The 24,481-nt window shown below is 70.1% G+C and carries 16 protein-coding genes; 8 read left to right on the top strand and 8 right to left on the bottom strand.

Annotated elements, in window-relative coordinates:
• Positions 1-93: 93 nt before the first annotated feature.
• From nudC to ACFWF2_RS17930, 4 genes are all read right to left on the bottom strand, one after another.
• Positions 94-987 carry an NAD(+) diphosphatase gene (nudC, locus tag ACFWF2_RS17945; protein WP_379308546.1) on the bottom strand — a complete coding sequence of 298 codons (894 nt, stop codon included), beginning with the start codon at positions 985-987 and terminating at the stop codon, positions 94-96.
• A gap of 85 nt (positions 988-1,072) precedes the next feature.
• Positions 1,073-2,128 carry a potassium channel family protein gene (locus tag ACFWF2_RS17940; RefSeq protein ID WP_379308542.1) on the bottom strand — a complete coding sequence of 352 codons (1,056 nt, stop codon included), beginning with the start codon at positions 2,126-2,128 and terminating at the stop codon, positions 1,073-1,075.
• Between the two features lie 85 nt (positions 2,129-2,213).
• Positions 2,214-5,918, bottom strand: a complete 3,705-nt coding sequence (locus ACFWF2_RS17935; RefSeq protein WP_379308541.1) for an ATP-dependent helicase — start codon at positions 5,916-5,918, stop codon at positions 2,214-2,216.
• Entirely contained in the window at positions 5,915-9,661 is a 3,747-nt protein-coding gene (locus ACFWF2_RS17930) for an ATP-dependent helicase (protein ID WP_379308545.1), read from the bottom strand. Before ACFWF2_RS17930 ends, ACFWF2_RS17935 begins: the two co-directional genes overlap by 4 nt.
• 88 nt (positions 9,662-9,749) lie before the next feature.
• Here ACFWF2_RS17930 and ACFWF2_RS17925 point away from each other — a divergent pair, with 88 nt between their 5' ends.
• The 4 genes from ACFWF2_RS17925 to ACFWF2_RS17910 all read left to right on the top strand — a co-directional run bounded on the left by ACFWF2_RS17925 (position 9,750) and on the right by ACFWF2_RS17910 (position 13,088).
• Entirely contained in the window at positions 9,750-10,541 is a 792-nt protein-coding gene (locus ACFWF2_RS17925; protein ID WP_379308540.1) for an alpha/beta fold hydrolase, read from the top strand.
• A gap of 3 nt (positions 10,542-10,544) precedes the next feature.
• Positions 10,545-10,835, top strand: coding sequence for an MGMT family protein (locus ACFWF2_RS17920; RefSeq protein WP_379308539.1), 291 nt, complete (start codon positions 10,545-10,547; stop codon positions 10,833-10,835).
• A gap of 136 nt (positions 10,836-10,971) precedes the next feature.
• Positions 10,972-12,714: an NTP transferase domain-containing protein gene (locus ACFWF2_RS17915; RefSeq protein ID WP_379308538.1), complete on the top strand. Its 1,743-nt coding sequence runs from the start codon at positions 10,972-10,974 to the stop codon at positions 12,712-12,714.
• A 215-nt stretch (positions 12,715-12,929) separates the two neighbouring features.
• A complete protein-coding gene (locus ACFWF2_RS17910; RefSeq protein ID WP_379308537.1) occupies positions 12,930-13,088 on the top strand; it encodes a hypothetical protein in 159 nt (52 codons plus the stop codon).
• A 50-nt stretch (positions 13,089-13,138) separates the two neighbouring features.
• On the opposite strand, the gene ACFWF2_RS17905 is transcribed toward ACFWF2_RS17910, so the two are convergent.
• The 4 genes from ACFWF2_RS17905 to ACFWF2_RS17890 are packed head-to-tail and all read right to left on the bottom strand — an operon-like array spanning position 13,139 to position 18,589.
• Positions 13,139-15,199, bottom strand: a complete 2,061-nt coding sequence (locus tag ACFWF2_RS17905; RefSeq protein ID WP_379308536.1) for a dipeptide ABC transporter ATP-binding protein — start codon at positions 15,197-15,199, stop codon at positions 13,139-13,141.
• A complete protein-coding gene (locus tag ACFWF2_RS17900; RefSeq protein ID WP_379308535.1) occupies positions 15,196-16,059 on the bottom strand; it encodes an ABC transporter permease in 864 nt (287 codons plus the stop codon). Before ACFWF2_RS17900 ends, ACFWF2_RS17905 begins: the two co-directional genes overlap by 4 nt.
• Positions 16,056-17,015 (bottom strand): ABC transporter permease, encoded by a 960-nt coding sequence (locus ACFWF2_RS17895; RefSeq protein ID WP_379308534.1) that lies wholly within the window; start codon positions 17,013-17,015, stop codon positions 16,056-16,058. The genes ACFWF2_RS17900 and ACFWF2_RS17895 overlap by 4 nt, the downstream gene beginning before the upstream one ends.
• Complete coding sequence (locus ACFWF2_RS17890; protein ID WP_379308533.1) at positions 17,012-18,589, bottom strand: ABC transporter substrate-binding protein; 1,578 nt, start codon at positions 18,587-18,589, stop codon at positions 17,012-17,014. Before ACFWF2_RS17890 ends, ACFWF2_RS17895 begins: the two co-directional genes overlap by 4 nt.
• A 272-nt stretch (positions 18,590-18,861) precedes the next feature.
• Here ACFWF2_RS17890 and ACFWF2_RS17885 point away from each other — a divergent pair, with 272 nt between their 5' ends.
• From ACFWF2_RS17885 to mtnC, 4 genes are all read left to right on the top strand, one after another.
• Complete coding sequence (locus ACFWF2_RS17885; protein ID WP_379308532.1) at positions 18,862-21,297, top strand: arylsulfatase; 2,436 nt, start codon at positions 18,862-18,864, stop codon at positions 21,295-21,297.
• A gap of 151 nt (positions 21,298-21,448) precedes the next feature.
• The gene (gene mtnA, locus ACFWF2_RS17880) at positions 21,449-23,188 is read left to right on the top strand and encodes an S-methyl-5-thioribose-1-phosphate isomerase (protein WP_379308531.1); all 1,740 of its coding nucleotides are present in this window, start codon (positions 21,449-21,451) and stop codon (positions 23,186-23,188) included.
• 2 nt (positions 23,189-23,190) lie between these two features.
• On the top strand, positions 23,191-23,766 hold the full coding sequence (locus ACFWF2_RS17875) for an acireductone dioxygenase (protein ID WP_379308530.1): 576 nt from the start codon (positions 23,191-23,193) through the stop codon (positions 23,764-23,766).
• A complete protein-coding gene (gene mtnC / locus ACFWF2_RS17870; RefSeq protein WP_379308529.1) occupies positions 23,763-24,455 on the top strand; it encodes an acireductone synthase in 693 nt (230 codons plus the stop codon). The genes ACFWF2_RS17875 and mtnC overlap by 4 nt, the downstream gene beginning before the upstream one ends.
• Positions 24,456-24,481 lie beyond the last annotated feature (26 nt).

Raw genomic sequence — 24,481 nt, 5'->3', positions numbered from 1 at the left:
CAGGTGCCGGTGCGTAGGCGACGAAGGAGCAAGCACCGGTACCTGACCGGCGGGACACAAGGGGCCGCGAACTCGAGCGCGCCAGCGCTCCAACTATTCCGCCCAGGATTCGATGATCGTGCGTGCGATCGAGATCGAACCGGGCACCAGCAGCCGCGCGCCGGTGTCCTTCGCCGACCAGTCCCCGATCTGGAGTGCGGCTCGGACTTCGTCGCGGGTGAACCAGTGCGCCTCGGCGATCTCGCCGTCGGAGAACACCAGCTCCTGCTCCGGATCGCCGACCGCGGCGAAGCCGACCATGAGCGAGCGCGGGAACGGCCACGGCTGGCTGCCGAGGTAGGTGACCTCGCGCACGTCGACGCCCACTTCCTCGCGGACCTCACGCTCGACGCAGTGCTCGAGCGACTCGCCCGCCTCCACGAACCCCGCCAGCAGCGAGAACATCGTCGCGGGCCAGGTGTGCTGGCGGGCAAGCAGCACGCGGTCGGCGCCGTCGTGCACCAGGCAGATGATGGCGGGGTCGATGCGCGGGAACTCCTCGACACCGTCCGCGGTGAGCCGGGACCAGCCCGCCCGCGCCAGCGTGGTCGTAGTGCCGTCGCCGCCGTGGAATCCGGCGTGATCGTGCCAGTTCAGCAGTGCGTAGGCCGTGGCGAGCAGGTCGGCGGTGAAGTCGTCGACAGCGCCGAGCGCTCGCAGATCCTTCAGCGTTCCGTCGAGTTCGGGCTCGCGCACGGCCCACAGGTGGCTGCCCTCGACGACGCCGAGGAAGACCGCGCCGGGACCCGGCTGTTCGGCGATCGTGACGGCCGCGTCGAGGACGACACCGGCGCTCTCGACCCGCACCCGCCCGCGCGCGTCGACACGCAGGACCTTCGCTTTACCCCAGCCTTCGCGCAGGGCATCGGGATCGAGCCGGACGTGCTCGGCTCGATCGATGGTGGAACGCGACAGCAGCGGAACGTCTTTCAGTCGGAACGGCACAATGCCGAGCATAGTGGGCGCTGCCCGGCGCAGCCGTCCGAAGACCTGCGCATGGCAGGAGCGATGCGGAGGTACGCCTGGCCGCTGACTACTTCCCGGCGCGCCGGATGTAGAGCAGCTTGTCGCCCGCGTCGAGCGCGTCCACCTCGGGTTCACCCACCCGGATCAGGTCGCCGCCGCGCACCACGCCGAGCACGATGTCGCTGAGGTGCCGCGGCGATCCGCCGATCTCACCCGGTTCGACCTCACGTTCGGCGACCGCGAACCCCTGTTCGGGCGTCAGCAGATCCTCCATCATCTCCACGACGGTGGGCGTCGTGGTGGCGATGCCGAGCAGCCTGCCCGCGGTCTCCGAGGACACGACCACCGAGTCGGCGCCGGACTGGCGCACCAGGTGGGTGTTCTCGGCCTCGCGGATGGCGACGACGATCTTGGCCGTCTTGTTCAGTTCGCGGGCGGTGAGCGTCACCAGCGTGGCCGTGTCGTCGCGATTGGTCGCGACGATGACGGAGGCGGCCCGCTGCACACCGGTCAGCCGCAGTACATCGGATTTGGTGGCCGAGCCGTGCACGGTGACCAGGCCCGCGTTCGCGGCTTGTTCGAGTGCCACGGCGTCGGTGTCGACCACCACGATCTCCGACTGCTGCACCCCGTCGCCGAGCATGGCGTCGATCGCGGTGCGTCCCTTGGTGCCGTAGCCGACGACGACGGTGTGATTGCGCACGGTGTGCCTCCATCGCTGAATCTTGAACGCCTGCCGCGACCGTTCGGTGAGCACGCTGAGGGTGGTGCCGACCAGCACGATCAGGAACAGGATGCGCAGGGGGGTGATGACGATCGTGTTGATCAGTCGCGCCGACGGAGAGAACGGGGAGATGTCGCCGTAGCCGGTCGTCGACAGCGAGACGGTGGCGTAGTACAGCGCGTCGAGGAACGACAGCTCGCCGCCTGCGTTGTCGTTGTAGCCGTCGCGGCCGACATACACCACGATCGCCGCGGTGAACAGCAGGGCGATCGCGAACAGGACGCGGCGGGTGAGCGACCACCACGGACTGGTCTGTGCCGCGGGGATCCGCAACAAACCGACCAGCGCGTAGTCCGGGCTGCTACTGAGCCCGATCGGGCCGACCTTGTCCCCTAACATCGCCCCCTCCTTTCGCTCGGCCCGGCACCGATTTCGTCAGGCTCCGGCACAAACCGGGAGCCTACTGTGTTCCCGCGCGCCGGGCTCATTCGACATCCGGGGCCGGAGCGGCGTCGCGGATGAGCTGCTCGAGCTCCTGCGGTCCCGCGAGGTCGGCGGGGGCGATGGTGCGGCCGGAACGGACGTAATGGAATGCCGCGCCGACTCGTTGAAGCATCTGGTCCTCGGTGGCGCCGGTGCGGGCGGCCATCAGCCGCGCCCAGGCGAGGCGGTAGACCGCCAGCTGCACGGCGACGGCGGCTTCGTCGGCGGGGCCGGGTTCGGCGCCGGTCTTCCAGTCGACCACCAGCCAGCGACCGCCGGGTTCGGCGAACACGGCGTCCATCCGGCCGCGAATGACGGTGCCCGCGATGCTGGTCTCGAACGGCACCTCGACGTCGATCGGGTTGCGGTGCGCCCACGGCGACCGGCGAAACGCAGCCTGCATGGCGGCGAGTTCCTGGTCGGCGCGGCCCAGTTCGGTCGTGCTGTCGGCGGCTCCGGGCAGTTCGTCGAGGCCGAGCAGCTGCTCGGTGCCGAACCAGGACTGCACCCAGGCGTGAAAGGCGGTGCCGCGCCGGGCCATCGGGTTCGGCGGATAGGGCAGCGGGCGGCGCAGGCGGGCCGCCAGCCGGGTGGGGTCGGCACGCAGTTCGACGAGCGCGGTGGCCGGCAGCTGGCCGGGCAGCTCCACCTGTTGTTCGGCGAGTTCGGCGGCGGTGAATTCGGCGAGCAGGGCGTCGACGTCGGTGGCCCAGCCCTCCGGGTCGTCCTCGTCGTCCGTCTCGGGATCGGCTGGGCCCGAACGCAACTGTTCGAGCGCCTCGCGGACGAGCGCGGCGCCCTGTTCGATCGGGTCGCGGCGGCCGCCGAGTGGGTCGCGCGGCCACTGGGCGGTGGGCGGATTGTCGGCGAACGGGTTGACGGCGTCGGGCGGCGGCTGGTCGTCCCAGCGGGCGATGGTGGCGACGCCGAAGGCCGCGCTGCCGGGGTCCTCGTTGGCCTGTTTCAGTTCGAGCAGGAACTCCGATGGCCCCTTCTGCGCGGTGCCGGTCTCGGGCCAGTAGTAGGCCGAAACCAGCAGTACCCGTTCGGTTCTGGTCAGCGCCACGTAGAACAGCCGTCGTTCCTCGTCGAGCCGGCGACTCTTGAGCGCCTCCTTGTGCCCGGCGATGGCGTGCTCGAGTTCGGCGCGATCCCCCACCCGGCTCAGGTCTAGAACGGGGACGCCCTCGGACGCGTCGGGCTGGGCGCGGTCGCCGCGCAGGGAGGTGGGCAGTTCGGTGAGCGCGCCGAGCCAGGTGCTCAGCGCGGTCGTCGACGGGAACACCGACGCGCTCACGTGCGGCACGGCGACGACCTCCCATTCCAAGCCCTTGGCAGCGTGCACGGTGAGCACCTGCACACGATCGCGCGCGACCTCCACTTCACCAGGCTCCAAACCGTTTTCGACCGACTCGGCGGCGGTGAAGAACGCCAGCAGGCCACTCAGCGACGCCCGCGAGTCGGCCGCGTATCCGGCCACCACCTCGGCGAAGGCATCGAGGTGCTCACGACCGGCACCACCGCCGGCGATGGCACGTCTGGCCTGGGTTTCCACACCGACGCCGATGGTGCGTTCGACATCGGCGACGAGTTCGACCAGCGGCTGACCGCTGCGTTCACGCAATGCGGCCAGCTCCTCGCCCAGCGCGAGGATGCGTGCGAATCCAGCTTCCGAATACTGGTCCGGCGCACCGGGATCGGCGATGGCGTCGGCCAGTCCTGCCTGCTCGGTGGGTTCCGGTGCGACCTCACGCAGTGCCGTCGCCAGTCCGGCCGCGTCGGTGATGGCGCTGGACGCGTCGCCGGACAGGCTGCCGATCGACAGCATCCGCGCACGCCGGGCCAGCGCGGCCAGGTCGGCGACGCCGAGCCGCCAGCGCGCACCGGTGAGAATCCGGATCGCGGCGCTTCCGGTGCCTGGTTCGGCGATCAACCGGAGGGTGGCGACGATATCGGCGACCTCCGGTGTCGCCAGTAGTCCACCGAGGCCGACAATTTCGACCGGTAGCCCTTGTTCGCGCAGGGCTTCCGCGATCGGAGCCGCGTCCGCATTGCGCCGGATCAGCACCGCCGAGGTCGGTGGCGGCTGCTGGGCTTCCCGCGCCGCCGCCCATTCCCGCGCGATCCGCTCGGCGATCCAGTCACGCTCCTGGGCAACGGTTTCGGTGAGCGCCAGCTCCACAACCCCCGGATGCGCCTCCGGTTTGGCCCGCAACGCGTCGACCGTCGCCCCACCCGCGGCCTTGGCCCGCAGTCGCAGCGGATCGGCAACCAGGTTCGCCAGTGCGAGTGCCTCCGGCGGGTTCCGCCAACTGGTCAGCAGCGGCAGGATCGGTGCGGGGAGACCCGGTGCCGTGGGGAAATCGGTCGCAAAGCGAGGGAGGTTGGCTGCCGATGCGCCACGCCAGCCGTAGATCGACTGCATCGGGTCACCAACCGCTGTCACGGCGAGGGTGTCACCACCCGACGCAGCTTCCGCCGGTTCGCTCGTGCCTGCAACGAATTGCCCAGCGCCTGGTCTGGCCTTGCGGCCAGGTGGCTGCTCATCCGAGACCGCGCCGGCCCCGCGCCCCACCATGCCGCCTTCGGGTGCGCTGCTGAGGTCACCGTCGACAGCACCGTGGGCGCGCCCGCCATCCCGGTCGTCGCCGCGAACTTCGGTGAGCTGGCCAGATTCCGCCGAGTCCAGGTGATCCGCTGGGCCCCACAACATGTCGGCGTCCGGCGTCTGGGCGGTAGGCGCACGTCCACGCACGCGCACCGGGCGAGGGCGGTCATGTCGCACGGCCTCGGCGTTGCCGAACAGGGCCGACAGCAGCACTCGCTGGGCGTGGCCGGTGTCCTGGTATTCGTCGAGCAGGACCAGTTTGAATCTCGCGCGTTCGGCAGCGGCGACCTCCGGGTGGTCGACCGCCAGTTGCGCTGCCAGGGACATCTGCGAGCCGAAATCGAGTGCGCCACGGCGATTGAGGGCTTCGGCGAGTTGGCGGACCAGGGGCAGCAGCTCCACCCGCTCCCGTTGCGCATCCACGACGGCGGTCAGCGCCTTGCTCGGCCCGCCGCGCTGTCGCGGCCCGGCGGGCAGCGTGTAGACCAGCTTTTCCAGCTCGGCGTGTGCCTCGGCCAGCTGTTCCGGTTCCACCAGATGCTCGGCGAGCTGCCCGGACAGCGCGAGGACCGCCTCGGTCACCGATACCGGCGTGCGATCGGTGTCGAGGTCACCGTCCCAGGACCGCACCACCTCGTGCGCGAGCTGCCACAGCTGGGTCTGGGTGAGCAGCGCGGCCGATGGCTCCACCGGCAGCAGCAGACCGTGCGCGGTGAGCAGTCTGCCCGCGTACGAGTGATAGGTGCTGATCTCGGGTTCGGCGCCGGAGATCAGCGTCCGCAGCGCACCGGTCGGGTCGATCTCGCGGACCAGCGGCGCGCCTGCCAGCCGCGCGAGCCGGGTGCGGATGCGGGAAGTCAGCTGCTGGGCGGCTTTCCGGGTGAAGGTGAGGCCGAGTACCTCGTCGGGCGCCACCAGCTGATTGGCCACCATCCACACCACGCGCGCGGCCATCGTCTCGGTCTTGCCCGCGCCCGCGCCCGCCACGACCAGCGTCGGTCCCGGCGGCGCGGCGATGACGGCCGCCTGTTCGGCGGTCGGTGGCGGCAGGCCGAGCGCGTCGGCCAGCCGTTGCGGGGTGACGCGCACGCCGCTCACTCGTCGGTCACCTGCCGTCCGGTGTCCTGCACCGGGCAACTGCCCGCGACGGGACAGTGCCTGCACCCGTCGTTGCGCACGGCCAGGTATCCGGGCCCGCGCGTGGCGCCGGCGGCGTCGTGGATCGTGTCGCGCCAGGTCTCGAGACCTTCGGCGTCCAGTGCGGTCTGAGCGCGTTCGGTGGCGCCGGTCTTGTTGTGCGGCTTGGCGACATAGACCAGCCGCGCGCCACCGGGATCGGCGACCGGCGACCCGTCGGACTCCTCCTCGTTCAGCGCGCCGTGGGCGGCCGCCACCTGGTAGGTGGCCAGCTGGGCATGATCGGCGACGGCCTTCGCGCTGACCGGTGTCTTGCCGGTCTTCACGTCGACGATCACGAACCGGCCCTGCGCATCCCGTTCCAGCCGGTCGATGCGGCCGCGGATCCGCACGGCGCGTTCGTCGTCCGCCCGCGCGGGCAGCACGCAGTCCACCGGCACCTCCACACCGGCCTGGGTGAGCTCGCCGCGGGTGGTGCGCACCCAGGCGAGGAAGGTCTCCAGCATCGCCTCGGTGCGGCGCAGTTCCTGCCGGGAATGCCAGCCGGTGGCCGGGTCGACCGTCTTCCACGCCTGGTCGAGCGCGGCGCGGACCTGCGCCTCCGGCACCTCACCGGCCAGCGCCTGCACCAGCGTGTGCACGAGGTTGCCCTTGACGGCGTGCGGGTTGTCGCCGTCGGTGCCGCCATGGCGTTCCAGCGCCCAGCGCAGCGGGCAGGTGCGCAGCAATTCGACCGTCGACGGGGACAGCCCGATCGGGGAATCGTCGTCGTCCCACAGTTCCCGGTCGGAACTGAGGTCGGCGGTGCCGTACCAGTCGCCGGGGTCGGTGCCGGGGACACCGGCGTCGGCGAGCCGGGCCAGCTGATGGGCGGCCCGGTCGCGCCGGTCGGGTGCGGTGGTGGGATCGCAGACCACGCCGCGCAATTCGGCGACGAGCGCGTGCATCACCAGCGCGCGACCGGGATCGGCGACGGGCAGTGCGCCGGGTTCGCCGGTGTCGTCGTCGCCGAGCAGTTCGGTGAGGAACCGCGACGGCACGAGATCCTGGTCCCCTGCGGCGGATTCGACGGCGGTGACCAGCAGCGATCGCCGCGCCCTGCTGCACGCGACGAGCAGCAGCCTGCGTTCCTCGGCGAGGATCGGCGCGGCCCGGCTGGTCGTCGCACCGGGATCCACCCCGGCGACCAGGTCGACGAGGTCCTCGGTGTGCAGCAGGGTGCCCCTGGCGCGCGGATTGGGCCAGATACCCTCCTGCACAGCGGCGACCGCCACCACATCCCATTCCCGCCCGGCCGCGGCGTGCGCGCTGAGCAGCGACACCGCCTCACCCTCGGCGGTCAGCGGCCTGCCCTGCTGCGGAATCTGCTGGTGCAGCAGATATTCGACGAAACCCTCGATACTGGCCTTGGGCAACCGGTCGACGTAAGCCGCTGCGGCGTCGAACAATTCGACAGCCGCGTCGAGATCGCGATCGGCCTGCATGCCCGCGGCGCCACCCCGGCGGGACTGGCGGAACCAGCGCCGTTCCAGCCGCGAGCTGGTCCACAGGGTCCACAGCACGTCTTCGAGACTCTGCCCCCTCGCCTGGGTCTCCCTGGCTTTGCGCACGGCGCGCAGCACGCGTTGCAGCGGCGCGGCCTCCACCTCGGTGAGTCCGTCGAGCAGCCGCTCCTCGCCGATGCCGACGATCAGGTCGCGCAGCACTTCGGCCGAGGACTGGTCGATCAGCGGTACCGCGGGCGGTTCCGGTTCCGGCCGTGGCGGACCCAGGTCGACCGGCGGTGCGGCGGGCAGGGTTTCGGCGTCGAGGATGTCGATGTCGTCGGGAAGGCGTTCGGCGACGTCCCAGTCGGGTTCGGGGTCGGGACGCAGCGGATCCTCGGGGTCGGGTTCCGGCGGCAGCCATTCGTCATCGATCGGGTTCGGTTCCGGCTCAGGCATTTCCGGCGGCGGTGGCGGCGCCTCGCCCCACAGCAGGAACTGGTCGGCGGCGTCGGCGTACGGGTCGGCGGCGGCCAGCGCCCCGGTGCGTTCCAGATCGAGGACGGTGCGTCGGACACCGCGACGCAACCGGCGCAGTGCGATCTGATCGGCGCCACCGAGCGGTCCGGCGAGCAGATCCATCGCGTCTTCCGGCGAGAACATGGCATCGATCGCGCGGCGCGACCCCGGCCGCGACGGATCACCCGCCAGCAGTACCCGCAGTGCCAGCACCATCCACGCCGCACCGCGCCTGCGCGCGAGCGGCTCGGCCACCGCGGGCCTGCGCACCGGCACACCCGCCGCCAGCAGCGCACGCCGCAGTGGTGCGAGCGACAGCGGCACCGACCGCACGATCACCGCCATCGACGACCACGGAATCCCGTCGGTCAGGTGCGCCCGCCGCAGATGGTCGGCGATGAGCGCGGCCTCCTTGGCCGCTGTCGACAGCACGCGAACCCGCACGCTCGACTCGTCGACCTCGGTCGCACCGCTCTGGTCCTCGAGATCCGGACCGCCGTGCGCGAACAGCTCCGGTATCTCACCACTGATCGCCGAATCCGGCTCCGCGCCTTCGAAGTCGGCAGGCGTCGCGGGTTCCGCCGGTCGCGACTCCTGCCCTGGCAGCACCCGATGACGCGCGCTGCCCGGCAACCGCGCCGCGATCCGGGCGGTCGCGAGGCGGATCGGCGCACCACTGCGATGGTTGTGCCGCAAGATGATTCGCCGCTGCGGCACCGTGTCGATATCGACCAGGAAGCGCGAATCGGCACCGCGGAAGGTGAACACACTCTGATCCGGGTCACCCGTGATCACCGTGCTCGCACTACCACTGCCGATGGCGCGCACCAGGGTCGCGGCCTGCGGGTCGAGATGCTGGGCGTCGTCGACGAGCAGAGAGCGGGTCCGGTCACGTTCGGCGGCCAGCAGGTTCCGGTCACCGGCCAGCGCGTCGAGCGCCGCCCCGACCAGCTCGGCCGCGTCGAGGGCGGGCGCTGTCGCCTCCGGCGCCGCGACACCGACCGACCACCGCAGCATCGACGCCTCTTCATAGCGCTGGAAGAACCGGCCCGCCGCCACCCAGGCGTCGTTGTCGTGTTCGCGCCCCAGCGCCATCAGGTCTTCGGGACCGAGCCCGCGTTCGGTGGCCCGCAACATCAGGTCGCGGAGTTGCTCGGCGAATCCGCCCAGCGCCAGCGCGGGTTGCAGCCGCGGCGGCCACAGACCGCGCGCGCCCGCCTCGATGTCGGCGAGGTCGCCGCGCAGCATCTCGCGCAGCACCGCGTCCTGTTCGGCGCCGGTGAGCAGCCGGGGCGGCGGATTGCCGTGCAGGTCGGCGTGGCGGCGCAGCACCGAGAACGCGTAGGAGTGCAGCGTCCGCACCATCGGTTCCCTGCTCGCGCCGGGAATGCCGCCTGCGTGCGGGCCGAGCTGGGCGGTGATCGCGTCGCGCAGCGCGGCGGCGGCCTGCTTGGTGTGGGTCAGGACCAGGATCGATGCGGGGTCGGCGCCGTCGGTGATCCGCGCGGTCACCAGGTCGACGAGCAGGGCGGTCTTCCCGGTGCCCGGCCCGCCGAGGACCTGCCACGGCAGCCAGCCCGGACGTGGTGGCGCCGGCTGGGCCTGCTCGGCGAACAGCGCGCGAACAGGGGCGCCCCAGGCCCGCGGCCGGGGCGCCCGCGTCGTCCGGCGCACGAGTCGCACCGAGCTATCCGATCGCACCACGTCGGCTATTGCAACAGACCAGTACGACACGCCAGCACCCCCCTGCCGGACAGACACGCTGCGCGACCGTGCGCGACCGGCCAGAATGGCTGTCGTGTCCTCGCTTCATGTGCACCGTTTCGGCCCCGCCGACGGCCCCGTCGTCCTCGCCCTGCACGGTCTCACCGGCCACGGCAACCGTTGGGAAACCCTCGCCACCGAGCACCTTCCCCGGGCCCGGGTCATCGCCCCCGACCTGCGCGGACACGGCCGATCCAGCTCGCTGCCGCCGTGGGATTTCGAGACGATCGTCGACGACCTCGCCACGCTGCTGCGCGCCGAGACCGACGGCCCGGTCGTCGTGGCCGGACATTCCTTCGGCGGCGCGGCGGGCATCCACCTCGCCCGGCGCCATCCCGAGCTGGTGCGCGCGCTGGTCCTGCTCGATCCCGCGATCGGCATCGATCCCAAGCTGATCGAACAGGTCGCGCTCGCCAACCTGGCCTCCCCCGACTACACCGACATCGCCGAGGCCAGGTCGGACAAGCAGCACAGCGCCTGGAGTCCCGACGAGGTGGACCCGGCGGTCCTGGAGCGCGAGCTGGCCGAGCACCTGGTGCCCACCGAGGGCGGCCGGGTCGGCTGGCGGATCTTCCAGCCGGCGATCACCTCCTACTGGGGTCAGCTGGCCCGGCCGTTCGTGCTGCCGCCCGCCGATCTGCCGACCGTGCTCGTGCGGGCGGCGAAGGTGCAGCCGCCGTATGTCACCGGCGAGTTCCTCGCCGCGCTGTCCGCCCACCTCGGCGACCGGCTCACCGTCGAAGTCTGGGACTGCGATCACATGGTCGCCCAGGCGCGACCCGCCGAAGCCGCCGCCCTGATCGCCGCGGCCCTGTAGGCGATGGCGGCCACCACGGAGGAACAGGTCGAACGGGTCCGCGCGCTGGTCGCCGCGATCCCGCCCGGCCGCGTCGCCACCTACGGCGACATCGCCCATGCCGCGGGCCTGTCCTCCGCCCGCACCGTCGGCTGGATCATGCGCACCGACTCCGCCGACCTCCCCTGGCACCGGGTCATCGGCGCCTCCGGTCGCCCCGCCGCCCATCTGGCCGCCCGCCAGCTGCGGCTGCTCGCCGAGGAAGGCGTCCCGATCACCGACGGCCGGGTAGAGCTCCGCACAGCCAGGCTGTGACGCTCGGCCCAGGCACGCCGCAGTATTCGCGAGAACCTCGACCTCATGCGCGGAACTCAGCCGCCGGGCGCCGGGCGTCGGCTTCACGCCCCGCTAGCATGACATTTGTGCCGATCCCCCAACGCCGAATCAGCCGATGACCGCCGCCGACGCGATCGTGCTCGCGGGCGGGCGGGCCAGCCGGATGGGCGGGGTCGACAAGCCCGCGATCGTGATCGGCGGCCGGTCGATGCTCGACGCGGCGCTGGACTCGGTGCGCGAGTGCGGCGAGATGGTGGTGGTCGGGCCGCATCGGCCGGAGCTGGCTGCCCGGATTCAGCAGGTCCGTGAGGTGCCGCCGGGTTCGGGGCCGGTCGCGGCGATCGGCACCGGCCTGAGCGCGCTCGGTCCCGATTCGGCGCCCTGGATCGTGGTGCTCGCCGCGGACATGCCGTTCCTCACCGCCGACACCGTGCGCGAATTGCTCCGCCGGGCAGCCGAATCCACCACCGACGCGGTCTTCGCGATCGACAGTTCCGGACGGCCCCAGTATCTCGTCGGCGTCTGGCGGCGCACCGCCCTCGCGGCCGCGCTGGCCGGGCTCGATTCCCTGGTGAACCAGCCGATGAAGGCGATCGTGCCCACCGAGACGACTTTCGTCGCGCTACCCGGCACCGCGGACTGCGACACCGACGAAGAGGTCCACCGCGCCCGCGAGATGATGGCCCACCAACCGACGACCCGGCTCGACCTCACCGAAGCCAGAGCGCGCCTGACCGCCGAGTTGACCCCGTTGGTCGCCTACGAGGCCAACCTGAGCGAGGTCGGCGGCGCGACGCTCGCCGCACCGATCACCGCCGCGGGCGCACTACCCCGCTTCGACGTCTCCGCGATGGACGGCTACGCCGTGTGCGGCGACGGCCCCTGGCGGCTGCGCCGCGACATCGGCTTCGCGGGCGGTGCCCGGCCGGTCGGCCTGCTGCCCGGTGAGGCTATCCGGATCGCCACCGGTGCGCATGTCCCCGACGGCACCACGTCGGTCCTGCGCGACGAGTTCGCCGCGATCACCGGCGACGAACTCGGCCGCCGCCCCGGCACGGCGCACCGCGGCGACGTCCGCAAGCGCGGCGAGGACCAGATGGTCGGCGACCTCCTCGCCCCCGCGGGCACCCGGGTCACCACCGCGCTCCGCTCGGCGGCCGCCTCGGTAGAGGTCACCTCCGGCCTGGTTCGCGGTCCCGTCCGCGCCCGCATCGTGATGACCGGCGACGAGATCCGCAGCACCGGCCCCCTGCAAACCGGCCAGACCCGCGACTCCATCGGCCCGGTACTCCCCGACATCCTCGCCGGTCTCGGCGTCCACGTCGTCGACCGCGTCCACCTCCGCGACACCGCCCACGGGTTCGACGACATGCTCACCGCCACCGCAGGTTTCGACCTCCTGGTGGTCGTCGGCGCCACCGGCGGCGGGGCGGCCGATCAACTTCGCACCGCGATCGCCCGCGCCGAAGCCCGCATCGTGGTCCCGCGATTGTCCATGCGCCCAGGCGGTTCCACCGTCGTAGCCGAACTCCCCACCGGCCCAACCATTCTCGGCCTCCCCGGCAACCCCTTCGCCGCCATAGCCGTCCTCCTGGCCCTCACCCCCTCGATAGTCGCGGGCCGCACCGCAGCACCCCCACCCCGCTCTGTCCGCGGCCCCCTGCACAACGCCGCCGACATCGCAGGTCCCATCCAGCGAATCACCCCAGCCCGCCACGCCCCCGAAGGCGGCTACACCGGCGACACCTCCGTCCGCACCGCCCACCTCGCCGGCCTGATCGACCGCGACGGCCTGGTCATCGTCCCCCCGGAAGCCACCGACGGCACCGTCGTCGAGTTCCTACCGCTACACAATTGAGCCCCATACCGAATCACAAACCGTCGACGACGGGGGAACTTCGCGCAATTCATGCGTTGGCAAATAATGATCGTGGATTAATCGGCGGATATCGACACGCCGCGAATTCCCTGGTCGGAATGCCATTTTTCGCGCACCTCTACCGGAGTGCAATTGCGCTGGTTATCGTAGGCGCGTTAGGCGAAACACTATCCCTCGGAAAGGACCGTGTGGAGATGGCTGACAAGTCTAAGAAAGCGCCTAAGAAAATGCCCAAGCAGATGCCGCGGCAGCAGCAGCAACAGCGGCAGGACCAGATGGGCGATGACTCGCAAGGCATGACGCGAGCTGGCCAGGACGATCGGCGTGAACAGCGCCGCCCCGGCCATCACTGATCTACGTGTGTCGACGAGCCGCCGGTTCCCCTTCCGGCGGCTCGTCCACGTCAGGCCCCGACGCGCTGTAGCGCGGTCGCCGCGGATTCGTCCCGCTGACGGCGAGCCGTCGAAGGATCGGGAACGGGCACCGCAGCGAGCAGGCGGCGGGTGTACTCCTGGGCCGGTGCGGCGAACACGGCACCTACCTCGCCGGTTTCGACGATCCGGCCCTGCCGCAGCACCACAACCCGGTCGGCGACCTGGTGCACAACGGCCAGATCGTGGCTGATGAACAGGCTGGCGAAGCCGTATTCGGCACGCAGGTCGGCGAAGAGATCGAGCACCTGCGCCTGCACCGACACATCCAGCGCACTGGTCGGCTCATCGGCCACCAGCAGTCGCGGCGCCAGCGCGAGTGCGCGCGCCAAAGCCACCCGCTGACGCTGCCCACCGGACAGTTCTCCCGGCCGCCGCTGCGCGTAATCCCTTGGCAGCCGGACGGATTCGAGCAGGTCCCCGACCTTGGCACGTAAGAGCGCACCCGAGGCGGCCCGGTGCACCCGCAGCGGTTCCCCGATCGCGTCGGCGACGCTGCGCCGCGGATCGAGCGAGGCGCTCACGTCCTGATGGACCAGCGCGACATTCTTGCGCAACCCACGTATCTCGCGCGGCGACAATCCGGCCAGTGAAACACCCTGCAGCTCGACAGTTCCCGATGTCGCAGGCACAAGTCCGAGCGCGGTGCGGCCCAGAGTGCTCTTGCCCGAACCGGATTCACCCACCAGACCCAGCACCTCGCGCGGACCGAGGGTGAGCGAGACATCCTGCAGCGCGGGGAAAGCGGCTGCGCCATGGGATCCCGGATACACCACCGAAAGGTCGTCGATGCGCAACACATCGCGATAGACGGGTTCGGTTGCACCGCCGCCCTTTTCGGCGACGACCGCGGGTTCGCGCAGGATCACTCGACGCAGGATCCGCCGGACAGCCGGTTCCGTCATCCCGGCTTCGTCCCCGGTCGCGTCCTTGGCAGCACCACCGGCGTTGCCGCGGCTCGCCGTTCCAGCGGACTCGGCGATAGCCGATCCGCCCGTATCACCGGCACTGCCACCATCATCACCCGGAGCGAGCGCGTCACCGTCGGCCCCCACAGCATGCCCGCCGGCTTCGATATCGCCCGCTGCGTGTTCCGCGGCCTCCACATCACCCGAAGGGTGCCCGTCATCGCCCGCCCCGGATATGGCCGCGGGTCCGTCATCAGCACCCCGCGTCGACTCCGGCTCACCGGCCCCACTCGCATGCGGACCAGCCCCGCGCACAGAGACCGCGGGCAGACGTGGCACCGCAGCGAGCAAGGTCCGCGTGTACTCCTCCCCCGGCGCACCGAACAACCCGAACACCGTCTGCTGCTCAACCACCTGCCCAGCCCGCATCACCACGACCCGGTCGGCGATCTCCGCGACCACACCGAGGTTGTGGGTGATGAACAGGATGGCCGTGCCCCGCTCACGCTGCAGTGACCGCAGCAGGTCGAGGATCTCGGCCTGAACGGTCACATCGAGCGCGGTGGTCGGTTCGTCGGCGATGAGCAGCGCGGGGTCGCCGGACAGGGCCAGGGCGATGACGACGCGCTGCTTCTGACCGCCGGAGAGCTGGTGCGGATACCAGTCGAGCCGCTTCTCGGGCTCGGGGATGTCGACGGCGGTGAGCAGTTCGATCGCGCGAGCCCGGGCGGCGCCCTTGTCGGTCGTGCCGTGCGCCCGCAATGCCTGCACGAGCTGGGTGCCGATCTTCTGGACCGGGTTCAGCGCGGTCTGCGGCTCCTGGAACACCATGGCCGCCGTGGTCCCGCGCAGTCCACGCAGCACCGGTTCCGTCGCGTCGACGACTTCCGTGCCCGCGAGAAGGATAGATCCCGCGGCGTGGGCGGTCCCGGGCAGGAGACCGAGCACCGATCGCGCGGTCAGCGACTTCCCTGAACCGGATTCCCCGACCAGCGCGACCACCTCGCCTCGGCGAACCCGCAGACTCACCCGGTCGACGACGGTCCGCTCGCCGAACCTGACGATCAACTCGTCGATATCGAGCACCGGGTCGTCGGTGCCCGGCCGATCAGCCTGGGTGCTCATGCCACTCTCCTAGCCCGGCCCAATGCCTGGGCGATCAACAGGAATCCGAGGGTCAGCGCGGCGACGACGGTCAGCGGTCCGATCGCCATCCACGGGTTGGCGTCGAGGTTGGCGATCGATTCACCGATGAGCGAGCCGAGCGACGGCTCCGGCGGCCGCACCCCGATGCCGATGAAGCTCATCGCCCCTTCGATGAACACCGCCACCGACAGCGACAGCGCGAACTGCACGCCCAGCGGCTCGATCACATTGGGCAGCACATGCTTTCGCAGTGTCCACCAGGTGCCCGCGCCGATCACCTCGGACGCTTCGACGAACGGCTGCTCGCGCACGGCGAGTACGGCGGTGCGGATCTGGCGGCCGAAGATCGGGATCTCGGCGGCGATGATGACGATCACGACCGCGTGCCAGCCGGGCCCGGTGATGGCGGCGAGCGCGATCGCGAAGATCAGCGAGGGGAACGCCAGAATCAGGTCGAAGACCCGCTGGGCGGCCACGTCGGCGATCGGGTGCGTGGTCGCCGCCAGCCCGGCCAGCGAGCCGATCACCGCGCCGATGGGTACCGCGAGCAGCACGATCAGCAGGTTGATGCGGATGCCGGCGAGCACGCGCGCCGCCACGTCCCGATTGAGGTGGTCGGTGCCGAGCCAGTGCTCGGCATTCGGCCCGAGGAGGTTGGCGCCGGGGATCTGGGCGAGCGGGTCGTAGGCGCTCAGCACCCCGGCCGAGACACCGGCCACGGCGACGAGGGTGACCAGCAGGACGCCGGCCAGACCCTGCCCGCTCCGCAAGGCACGCAACGAACCGAACTTGCGCGAATTCTTCTCGGCAACAGTCGGTTTCTCGACGACCGCAGTCATGATCGTCCTCCGATCCGGATCCGCGGATCCAGCCAGGCGTGCGCGATGTCGGTGATCAGCTGGATCACCACGAACACCGCCACCGACAACAGCAGCAGCACCTGCACGAGCGGGTAGTCGCGGCGGCTGATGCCCTGTTCGATGAGCTGTCCGATACCGGGCCAGACGAACGCCGCCTCCACCAGCACCGCACCGCCGAGCAGTTGCCCGGTCTGGATGCCGAGCACGGTCAGCATGGTCGGCAGGGCATTGCGCAGCGCACCACGGGTGACGATCTCGCGATGCCCGACACCGAGCGAACGCGCCGTCAGCACATAGGGTTTGGCGAGTTCGGTGCGCAGCGACTCCGTGAGGAACCGGGTCAGCGCCGCCGCTACCGGCAGGGCGAGGCAGATCGCGGGCAGCAGCAGATATTGCACGGCGATGTCAGGTCTGGCGATGAATCCGTCCGGTGGCACACCACCCGCGGGCAGCACCGGGATGGCGACCGCGAAGACGAGCACGAGCAACGGCCCGACGACGAAGGTCGGCAGCGCGACGGCGACCGTATTCGCCGCGGCGACAACGGTGTTCAGCCACCGGCTCGGCCACAGCACCGACGCGGTCGAGACAGCCAGACTCACCACCACCGCCAGCAGCAGCGCGGTCACCGTGAGCACCAGGGTGTTGGTGGCGCCCCGCCCGACCAGGTCGCTGATCTGCCCGCCGATGAGATACGAGCGGCCCAGGTCGAGGGTGACCAGGTCGCCGAGCCAGCTCAGGTATTGCACCGGAATCGACCGGTCCAGCCCCAGCTGGTGCCGGATCGCCTCGACCGACTGGGGCGTCGCGTCGTTGCCCGCCAGGATGGTCGCCGGGTCGCCCGGCACCAGACGCAGCAGCAGAAAGATCAGCACCGAGGCGCCGAACAGCACCAGCAGCGCCGAGGGCAGTCGGTGCAGCAGGTAGCGGGTCATGACAGGAAGGTGTCGGTGAGCAGGGTTTCGCGGCGCTTGGTCCAGCCGAAACCGTGCACCTTGTTCGAGCTCGCGTACTGCTGGAACCGCACGCCGATCTCGATCAGGAACAGGCCTTCGAGCAGCTGGTCGCTGATCGCGTGGAAGGCGCGCACCGCATCGGGTCCGGTGCCCTGCGGCAACTGCCATGCCGCATCCGCGGCCGCGGTGTAGGCGGGCGATTCGTAGCGCGAGGCGTTGCGGCGGGCATTGAACGGGTACGCGCTCACCGTCAGCGTCGACGGCACGAACTGCGCCCACGAGTGATCGGTGACCCACAGGCCACGGAACTGCTGGCCGGTGAGCAGCTTGACGAAGGTCGCGGAGTCCACCGGGTCGAGCGTCACCTCGATGCCGACCTCGGCGAGGTTGGCCTGCACGATCTGGGCGATCTCCTCGTGCGCGGTATAGAAGGTCAGCGGCAGCTTCGACGGTGTGGCCGTCTGGGCAAGCAGCTGCTTGGCCTTCCCGATGTCACGGCTGTAGCGGGTGTTGCGCGCCTCGTCGAAGGCGGGCGAGTTCTTCGGCCACGGCACATTGAGCGGGTAGCCCGCGCCACGGAACACCTCGGCGACGATTCGCTCGCGGTCGAGCGCGTACGCGATGGCCTGCCGCACTCGCACATCGGCCAGCGACGGTTCGGTGACATTGACGCCGACATAGGCCTGCAGTTCGGCGCCGTCGAGGTTCTGGACCTGGAATCCGCCAGTCTTGCCGAGGTTTTCGGCATCACGGTAGGCGAGTTCCCTCGCGACGTTGATCTGCCCGGACTTCAGCGCGTTCAACAGCGCCTGCGGATCCGGGATGATCGACACCTCGACCCGGTCGAGATAGGGCCGTTCGGGCACCCGATAGGTGGGATTCCTCTCGAAGACGATCTGCGAATTCGGCACCCGCTGTACGAACTTGAACGGCCCGGTGCCGATGTACTTTTCGCCGCTGCCGAGTTGATCGGCGGTTTCGCTGTCCAGGATCGGAACGGTGTCGAGCAGGTCGAAGATATTGCTGAGCGGGTTCGCGAGCCGCAGCACGATCCGGGTCGGCGAGACGATGTCGAACCCGGTGACGGCGGCCGCGGTGCCGCGCAGCTGCGCGGACCACTTGGCATCGGCGTAGGTGCGGATCGAGAATTCCACGTCCTTGGCGGTGAACGCCCGGCCGCTGTGGAAGGTGACGTCGTCGCGCAGGTCCAGGCTCAGCGAGCGGCCGTCGGCGGCCAGTTGCCACGACTTCGCCAGCAGCGGTTGCGGTTCCAGCTTGTCGTTCGGATAGCGGATCAGCGATTCGTAGACCAGGCCGATGAGCACCGGTGTCGCGGCGGTGTTGGTGAGCAGGTTGGCGGGCACCAGGTCCTCGCGGATGCCCACCTTCAAGGTGCCGCCACGCACCGGCGTGGCACCGTCGCCGCCTGCCTTCTGCTCCGACACGGCCGAGGTGCAGGCCGCCAGCGCCGCGCCGCCGAAGATGGCCGCCGCGGCGATGCCGCCGGCGCGCAGGAAGTTACGGCGGTCGAGGCCGCCGGGGGTAAAGCTCATCGTGGGATTCCTCGAAGACACGTCGACCCGCGGTGCGGGCCGATCGGCGCGCAGGGCAGGGCACACCGTGGGGAAGGGGACACATCGGCTCGTTCGGCCGCGCACGTCAGCAGACGTACGTCAGCCACGCAGGACGCGACACGAACAGCAGCAGGAGGGCTGATTCGTGGGCACGGCAGTGACGCTAACAAGTAGCGCCACGGGGGTCACCGATTCCACGCATCCTGCATATAACCCTGGTGACCAGCGGATATGTCACCTTTACTGCCAGGATGCCTGTTCCACCCCACGCTCGCGGTTACGAATCCTTCGGCGGCACAGCCGGTCGCACCTCGGCCGATTCCACACCGGATTGGACCTCGCCGCCGACCGCGCCCGCCGGTGCGCCCAATATCGTCGTCGTCCTCGTCGATGACATGGGTTACAGCGATATCGGCCCGTTCGGTTCCGAGATCGAGACACCGACGCTGGATCGGCTCGCGGCCGGTGGCGTGCGGCTGTCGAACTACCACACGACGCCGTTGTGCTCGCCGTCGCGCGCGGCGCTGTTGACCGGGATCAATTCCCACCGTGCGGGTTTCGGCTTCGTCGCCAATGCCGATCCCGGCTATCCCGGGTTGCGGCTGGAGCTGGCCGACGATGTGCTCACGCTGCCGGAGATCTTGCGCGGCAACGGTTATGCCACCTACGCGGTGGGCAAGTGGCATCTCGTGCGTGATGCCACGATGAATCCGTCGGCCCATCGGGATTCGTGGCCGACGCAGCGCGGATTCGACCGCTACTACGGCTCTTTGGAGGGACTGAACTCCTTCTACTATCCGAACCAGCTGGTCTCGGACAGTTCGGTGGTCGATGTCGAGGAGTATCCGGAGGGCTACTACCTCACCGACGATCTCACCGACACGGCGCTGTCCTACATCAAGGATCTGCGCGCGCACGATGCGACGAAACCGTTCTTCCTGTACTTCGCGCATGTGGCGATGCACGGGCCGCTGCAAGCCAAGGCCGAGGACCAGGCCAAATATCGCGGCCGGTATGCCGCGGGCTGGGATGAACTGCGCAGGAAGCGGTTCGCGGCGCAGCTTGCGCAGGGGCTCTTCCCGAAGGGCACCGAGCAGAAGCCGCGCAATACCGAACCCGGTTACGAAGCGGCCGAATGGGATTCGCTGTCGGCCGACGAGCAGCGCCGCTACGCCAAGTACATGGAGGTGTACGCGGGCATGGTCGACAGCATCGACCAGAGCCTCGGCCGCATCGTCGACCTGCTCGAAGACCTCGGCGAACTCGACAACACCATCATCGTGTTCACCTCCGACAACGGTGGCACCGCCGAGGGCGGACCGGAAGGCACTCGCTCCTACTTCGCCGAGTTCGCCCACATCGACGACCCCGATTGGGTCCGCGACGTCCCGCACGACGAGGACCTGATCGGAACCGCGAAGCTGGGTGTGCACTACCCGCGGGGCTGGGGTCAGGCGTCCAATACGCCGTTCCGGTTCTACAAGGGCCAGACCTTCGCCGGTGGTGTCCGGGTGCCGCTGGTGGTCTCGTGGCCGAAAGGTCTGCCGCGCACCGAGGCCGATTCGGGTATCCGCCACGAGTACGCCTACGTCACCGATCTCGCTCCGACGCTGCTGGAGCTGGCGGGACTGGATCGGCCGACCGTGCGGAACGGTCTGCCCGCCAAAAACTTCGACGGCGTGTCGGCGGCCGCGCTGCTGCGCGATCCGGCCACGCCGACCCGGCACACCGAGCAGTACTCGGAGATGACCGGTCATCGCGGCTTCTACCGCGACGGGTGGAAGCTGCTGTCGCTGTATGAGTCCGGAGCTGATCTCGATGCACCGAACTGGCAGCTGTTCGATGTGCGAGCGGATCCGACGGAACTCCATGATCTTTCGGATCAGTACCCGGAAAAGGCCGCTGAGCTGGCTGCGGCTTGGGACGAATCCGCCTGGGCCAATACCGTTTTCCCACTGCTGACGCGCGCCGACTTGTTCCGCCGGCGTCCCGAGGAGGCACGGTTCGGCGCACCGGTCCGGTTGCTGCCCGGCACCCCGACTCTGGAGCGCTACCGCTCCCAGCGACTCATCGCCTATCGCGACTTCACGATCACCGCTGATCTGACCGGCCGCCGCCCACAAGCCGGGCCGCACCGGGTAACGCCATCGCTGCGCGCCGGCGGCTCCACATCGCAGCCGATCGGCGACGATGCGTCGACGCCCGACGCAGCAGCGGTGTCTGTATCCGCTGCGGGCTACCAGCCGGGTGACGAGGGCGTGCTTGTGGCTCACGGTGACCCGCTCGGCGGGTACCTGCTCTACATCGAGAACGGTGACGTGGTGCTCGGTGTGAACAGCTACGGCCGCTACGCCTCGGCACAGGCTCCGCTTCCGATCGGGGCGCGGGAGGTCATCGTGCGCGCCACGGTCCGGCCGCATCTGCGGTGGGATTTCGTCGTCGAGGCCGACGGGGTCCAGGTCGCCGAACTCACCGATCAGGTGCAGTTGGTCGGCATGGCACCGTGGACCGGCATCTCCGTCGGCGTCGACGCGCGCGGACCGGTGTCGTGGGAGCTGCGCGAACGCCGCGGACCGTTCCGCTACACCGGTGGCCTGCGTGCGATCACCTACACGCCCGGCCCGATCCAGGTCCCGCAGCGCACGATCGATGCGGTGGAGCGGGAGGCCGAGTACGCCGCGGAATGACGGCGCTGAGCGTTCACTCCGCACATTCCTCGCCGCCTGCGCGACCGATCGCGCGAAGAGTGTGCGCTCAGCGCGGGCCCAGGAGGCCGAGCCCCGACCAGGTCGGATACCGTTTACGAGCCGGAAAATGCCACGCAGTGAGGACCCCCGAATGGACGACAGTTCCCTGATCTGGGACGACGGTGCGCTCGTCACCATCGACCAGCGTGGACTGCCGCACGAGGTGCGCGAGCTGCGGCTTGGCACCGTCGACGAGATCATCGACGCGATCACCACCCTCGCCATCCGCGGCGCGCCGGCCATCGGGATCGCCGGTGCGTTCGGTGTGGTCATCGCGACCAGGGCACAGACGAGCGACCGCGTGGTCGATGTGGCCGCTGTGGAGGCCGAGGCCGATCGCATCGCCGCGGCCCGGCCGACCGCGGTCAATCTGGCCTGGGCGGTCGATCGGGTGCGCGCCCGGATCGCCGACGGTGCCGACGCGGTGCTGGCCGAGACCCTCGACATGCTGGCCGAGGACGGTCGCGTCAACCTCGCCGCCGCCACCCACGCCGCCGACCTGGTGCAGCGCCTCTGCGGTGAAGGGCCACTACAACTGCTCACCCACTGCAACACCGGCCGCCTGGCCACCAGCGCGGTCGGCACCGCGATCGGCGCGCTGCGGGTGCTGCACGAACGCGGTGCGGTGGCGGACGTGATCGTCGACGAGACCCGCCCGCTGCTGCAGGGCGCCCGGCTCACCGCGTGGGAGCTGGCCGAGGCGGGCATCCCGCACCGGCTGACCATCGACTCCGCCGCCGCCTGGGCGATGGCCACCGGTCAGGTCGATGCCGTGCTGGTCGGCGCCGACCGGATCACCGCCAACGGCGACGTCGCCAACAAGATCGGCACCTTCGCCCTCGCGCTGGCCGCCCATCATCACGGCATCCCGTTCATCGTGGTCGCCCCGGAGTCCACCCGCGATACCGCGATGGCGACCGGCGCGCAGATCGTGGTCGAACAGCGCGCCGCCGACGAGGTCACCGGCTTCGGCGGTGTGGCGAGCGCGCCGGCCGGGACCGCCGTGTTCAACCCCGCCTTCGACGTGACTCCTACCGACCTCGTGACCGCGGTGGTCACGGAAAACGGTGTGGTCTACCGCAATTCGGACACCTTCGATGCACAGGGCCGGGCGACCGCGCCGACCGGGACGGCCGTCATCACCCCGCTCGACAGCCATAGCCACACCGCCGACACAGCGGACCATCGACAGCCGTCGGCCGAGCAGGGACACGCGATCGCGGCAACGGCGCGGCAGCTCTACGACCGCGGCTGGATGCCAGGCACCGCAGGCAATATCTCGGTCCGGGCAGGCGACGACGCACTCGTCACCGCCAGCGGCCTGTCCAAAGGTGAACTGACCGAACGGGATACGGTGCTCGTCGGAGTGTCAGATACGGTCACCAGGCCGGGACAGAGCCGTAAACCGTCCGCCGAGACCAGCATTCACACCGCCGTGTACCGCACCCGGACAGCGGGAGCGGTCGTCCACGTGCACTCGCCGTTCGCGACCGCCCTGGCGACCACCGCGGCGCGGCCCGGTGACGCGGTGACCACGCTGCGGATCAGCGGATACGAGCTGCTCAAGGGCTTCGGCCTCGACGACCCGTCCGCGGTGGACGTGCCGGTGTTCCCGAACTGGCCCGATGTCGGGCGCATCGGCGCCGACATCGAGACCTACCTGCGCGACAACCCCACCGCCCCACCGATTCTGTTCATCACCGGGCACGGCATCACCACCTGGGGTGACACTCTTGCTCAGGCGCGTGACCGCGCCGAATGCCTGGAAGCCCTGTGCGAGTTGATCGCCCGCACCGGACGCACCGACGCCACGCCACTCGAGATCGGATAATCATGACCCTGCTGCAAGTGATGGCCGCCGACAACGCGGCCGACGTCCGCGTGCGCACCACCGACACCGCCGAGATCGACGCCGAGCTGGCGAAGCACGGCATCGCGTTCTCCCGCTGGGACGTTCTCGCCGACGCCGCGAGCACCGACTCCGACACCCTGCTCGCCCACTACGCCCCGCAGGTCGCCGAGCTCAACGCCTCGGGCCGCTACGAGCACATCGACGTCGCCCGCATCCACCCCGACGACGACAACCCGGAGTGGCCCGCCACCGCGGCGGGCGCGCGCGCCAAGTTCCTCGACGAGCACCGCCACGCCGAGGACGAGGTCCGCTTCTTCGCCGCCGGTCGCGGCTGCTTCTACCTGCACATCGGCGACGCGGTGCTGGCGACGGTCTGCGAGGCGGGCGACCTGCTCTCGGTGCCCGCGGGCACCCTGCACTGGTTCGACATGGGCACCCGCCCCGACTTCATCGCCCTCCGCTTCTTCGAGGAGGCCGACGGCTGGATCGGCGACTTCACCGGCGACAAGATCAGCGCGGGCTTCCCCACGCTGGACGAACTGCTCACCGCCCCGTGACCCGCGCCATCGTCCTCGACATCGAGGGCACGACCAGCCCCACCGACTCGGTCCGCAACGACCTCTACGGTTACACCGAGCATCGCCTGCCCGCCTGGCTGGCCGAGAATGCCTCGGGCACTGCCGAATCCGTGATCGCGCAGACCCGTGAACTGGCCGGTGAACCCACCGCAGACACCGCCCGGATCGCCGAGATCCTCACCGGCTGGCTGCGTTCCGACGTCAAAGCCGAGCCGCTCAAGGCCGCCCAGGGCGCGATTTGCGCCCAGGGTTTCCGCGCGGGCGCACTGCACGGACGGTTCTTCGACGACGTGGTGCCCGCGCTGTCGGCCTGGCACGAAACCGGGCTCCCGCTCTACGTGTACTCCTCGGGTTCCGAACGCAACCAACGAGATTGGTTCGCCTTCGCCGAGGCGGGTGACCTGTCCGGGCTCATCACCGACCACTTCGACCTCGTCAGCGCGGGCCCGAAGCGGGAACCCAAGTCCTACGACGTCATCGCCGACCGCATCGGCATCCCCGCACAGGAGATCCTGTTCCTGTCCGACCACCCCGATGAACTCGACGCCGCCGTGGCGGCGGGGTGGCAGGTCGTCGGCGTGCACCGCGAGGGCGAGCCCAATCCGCCACGGGCACCGCATCGCTGGATCAGCTCGTTCGCCGAGGTCGAGGTCGGCACGGAAGCCTGACAGCCACGCTCTGCGGGACGCCCGCC

It is taken from the genome of Nocardia sp. NPDC060259 (assembly GCF_042728775.1).
Lineage (GTDB): Bacteria > Actinomycetota > Actinomycetes > Mycobacteriales > Mycobacteriaceae > Nocardia.
This window is presented reverse-complemented; position numbering and strand designations above follow the sequence as displayed.

Excerpts from the sequence above, each read along its gene's own strand:
- ACFWF2_RS17940 (WP_379308542.1), bottom strand. The coding sequence starts at position 2,128 with ATGTTAGGGGACAAGGTCGGCCCGATCGGGCTCAGTAGCAGCCCGGAC.
- ACFWF2_RS17925 (WP_379308540.1), top strand. The coding sequence starts at position 9,750 with ATGGCTGTCGTGTCCTCGCTTCATGTGCACCGTTTCGGCCCCGCCGAC.
- ACFWF2_RS17920 (WP_379308539.1), top strand. The coding sequence starts at position 10,545 with ATGGCGGCCACCACGGAGGAACAGGTCGAACGGGTCCGCGCGCTGGTC.
- ACFWF2_RS17915 (WP_379308538.1), top strand. The coding sequence starts at position 10,972 with ATGACCGCCGCCGACGCGATCGTGCTCGCGGGCGGGCGGGCCAGCCGG.
- ACFWF2_RS17910 (WP_379308537.1), top strand. The coding sequence starts at position 12,930 with ATGGCTGACAAGTCTAAGAAAGCGCCTAAGAAAATGCCCAAGCAGATG.
- ACFWF2_RS17905 (WP_379308536.1), bottom strand. The coding sequence starts at position 15,199 with ATGAGCACCCAGGCTGATCGGCCGGGCACCGACGACCCGGTGCTCGAT.
- ACFWF2_RS17900 (WP_379308535.1), bottom strand. The coding sequence starts at position 16,059 with ATGACTGCGGTCGTCGAGAAACCGACTGTTGCCGAGAAGAATTCGCGC.
- ACFWF2_RS17895 (WP_379308534.1), bottom strand. The coding sequence starts at position 17,015 with ATGACCCGCTACCTGCTGCACCGACTGCCCTCGGCGCTGCTGGTGCTG.
- ACFWF2_RS17890 (WP_379308533.1), bottom strand. The coding sequence starts at position 18,589 with ATGAGCTTTACCCCCGGCGGCCTCGACCGCCGTAACTTCCTGCGCGCC.
- ACFWF2_RS17885 (WP_379308532.1), top strand. The coding sequence starts at position 18,862 with ATGCCTGTTCCACCCCACGCTCGCGGTTACGAATCCTTCGGCGGCACA.
- mtnA (WP_379308531.1), top strand. The coding sequence starts at position 21,449 with ATGGACGACAGTTCCCTGATCTGGGACGACGGTGCGCTCGTCACCATC.
- ACFWF2_RS17875 (WP_379308530.1), top strand. The coding sequence starts at position 23,191 with ATGACCCTGCTGCAAGTGATGGCCGCCGACAACGCGGCCGACGTCCGC.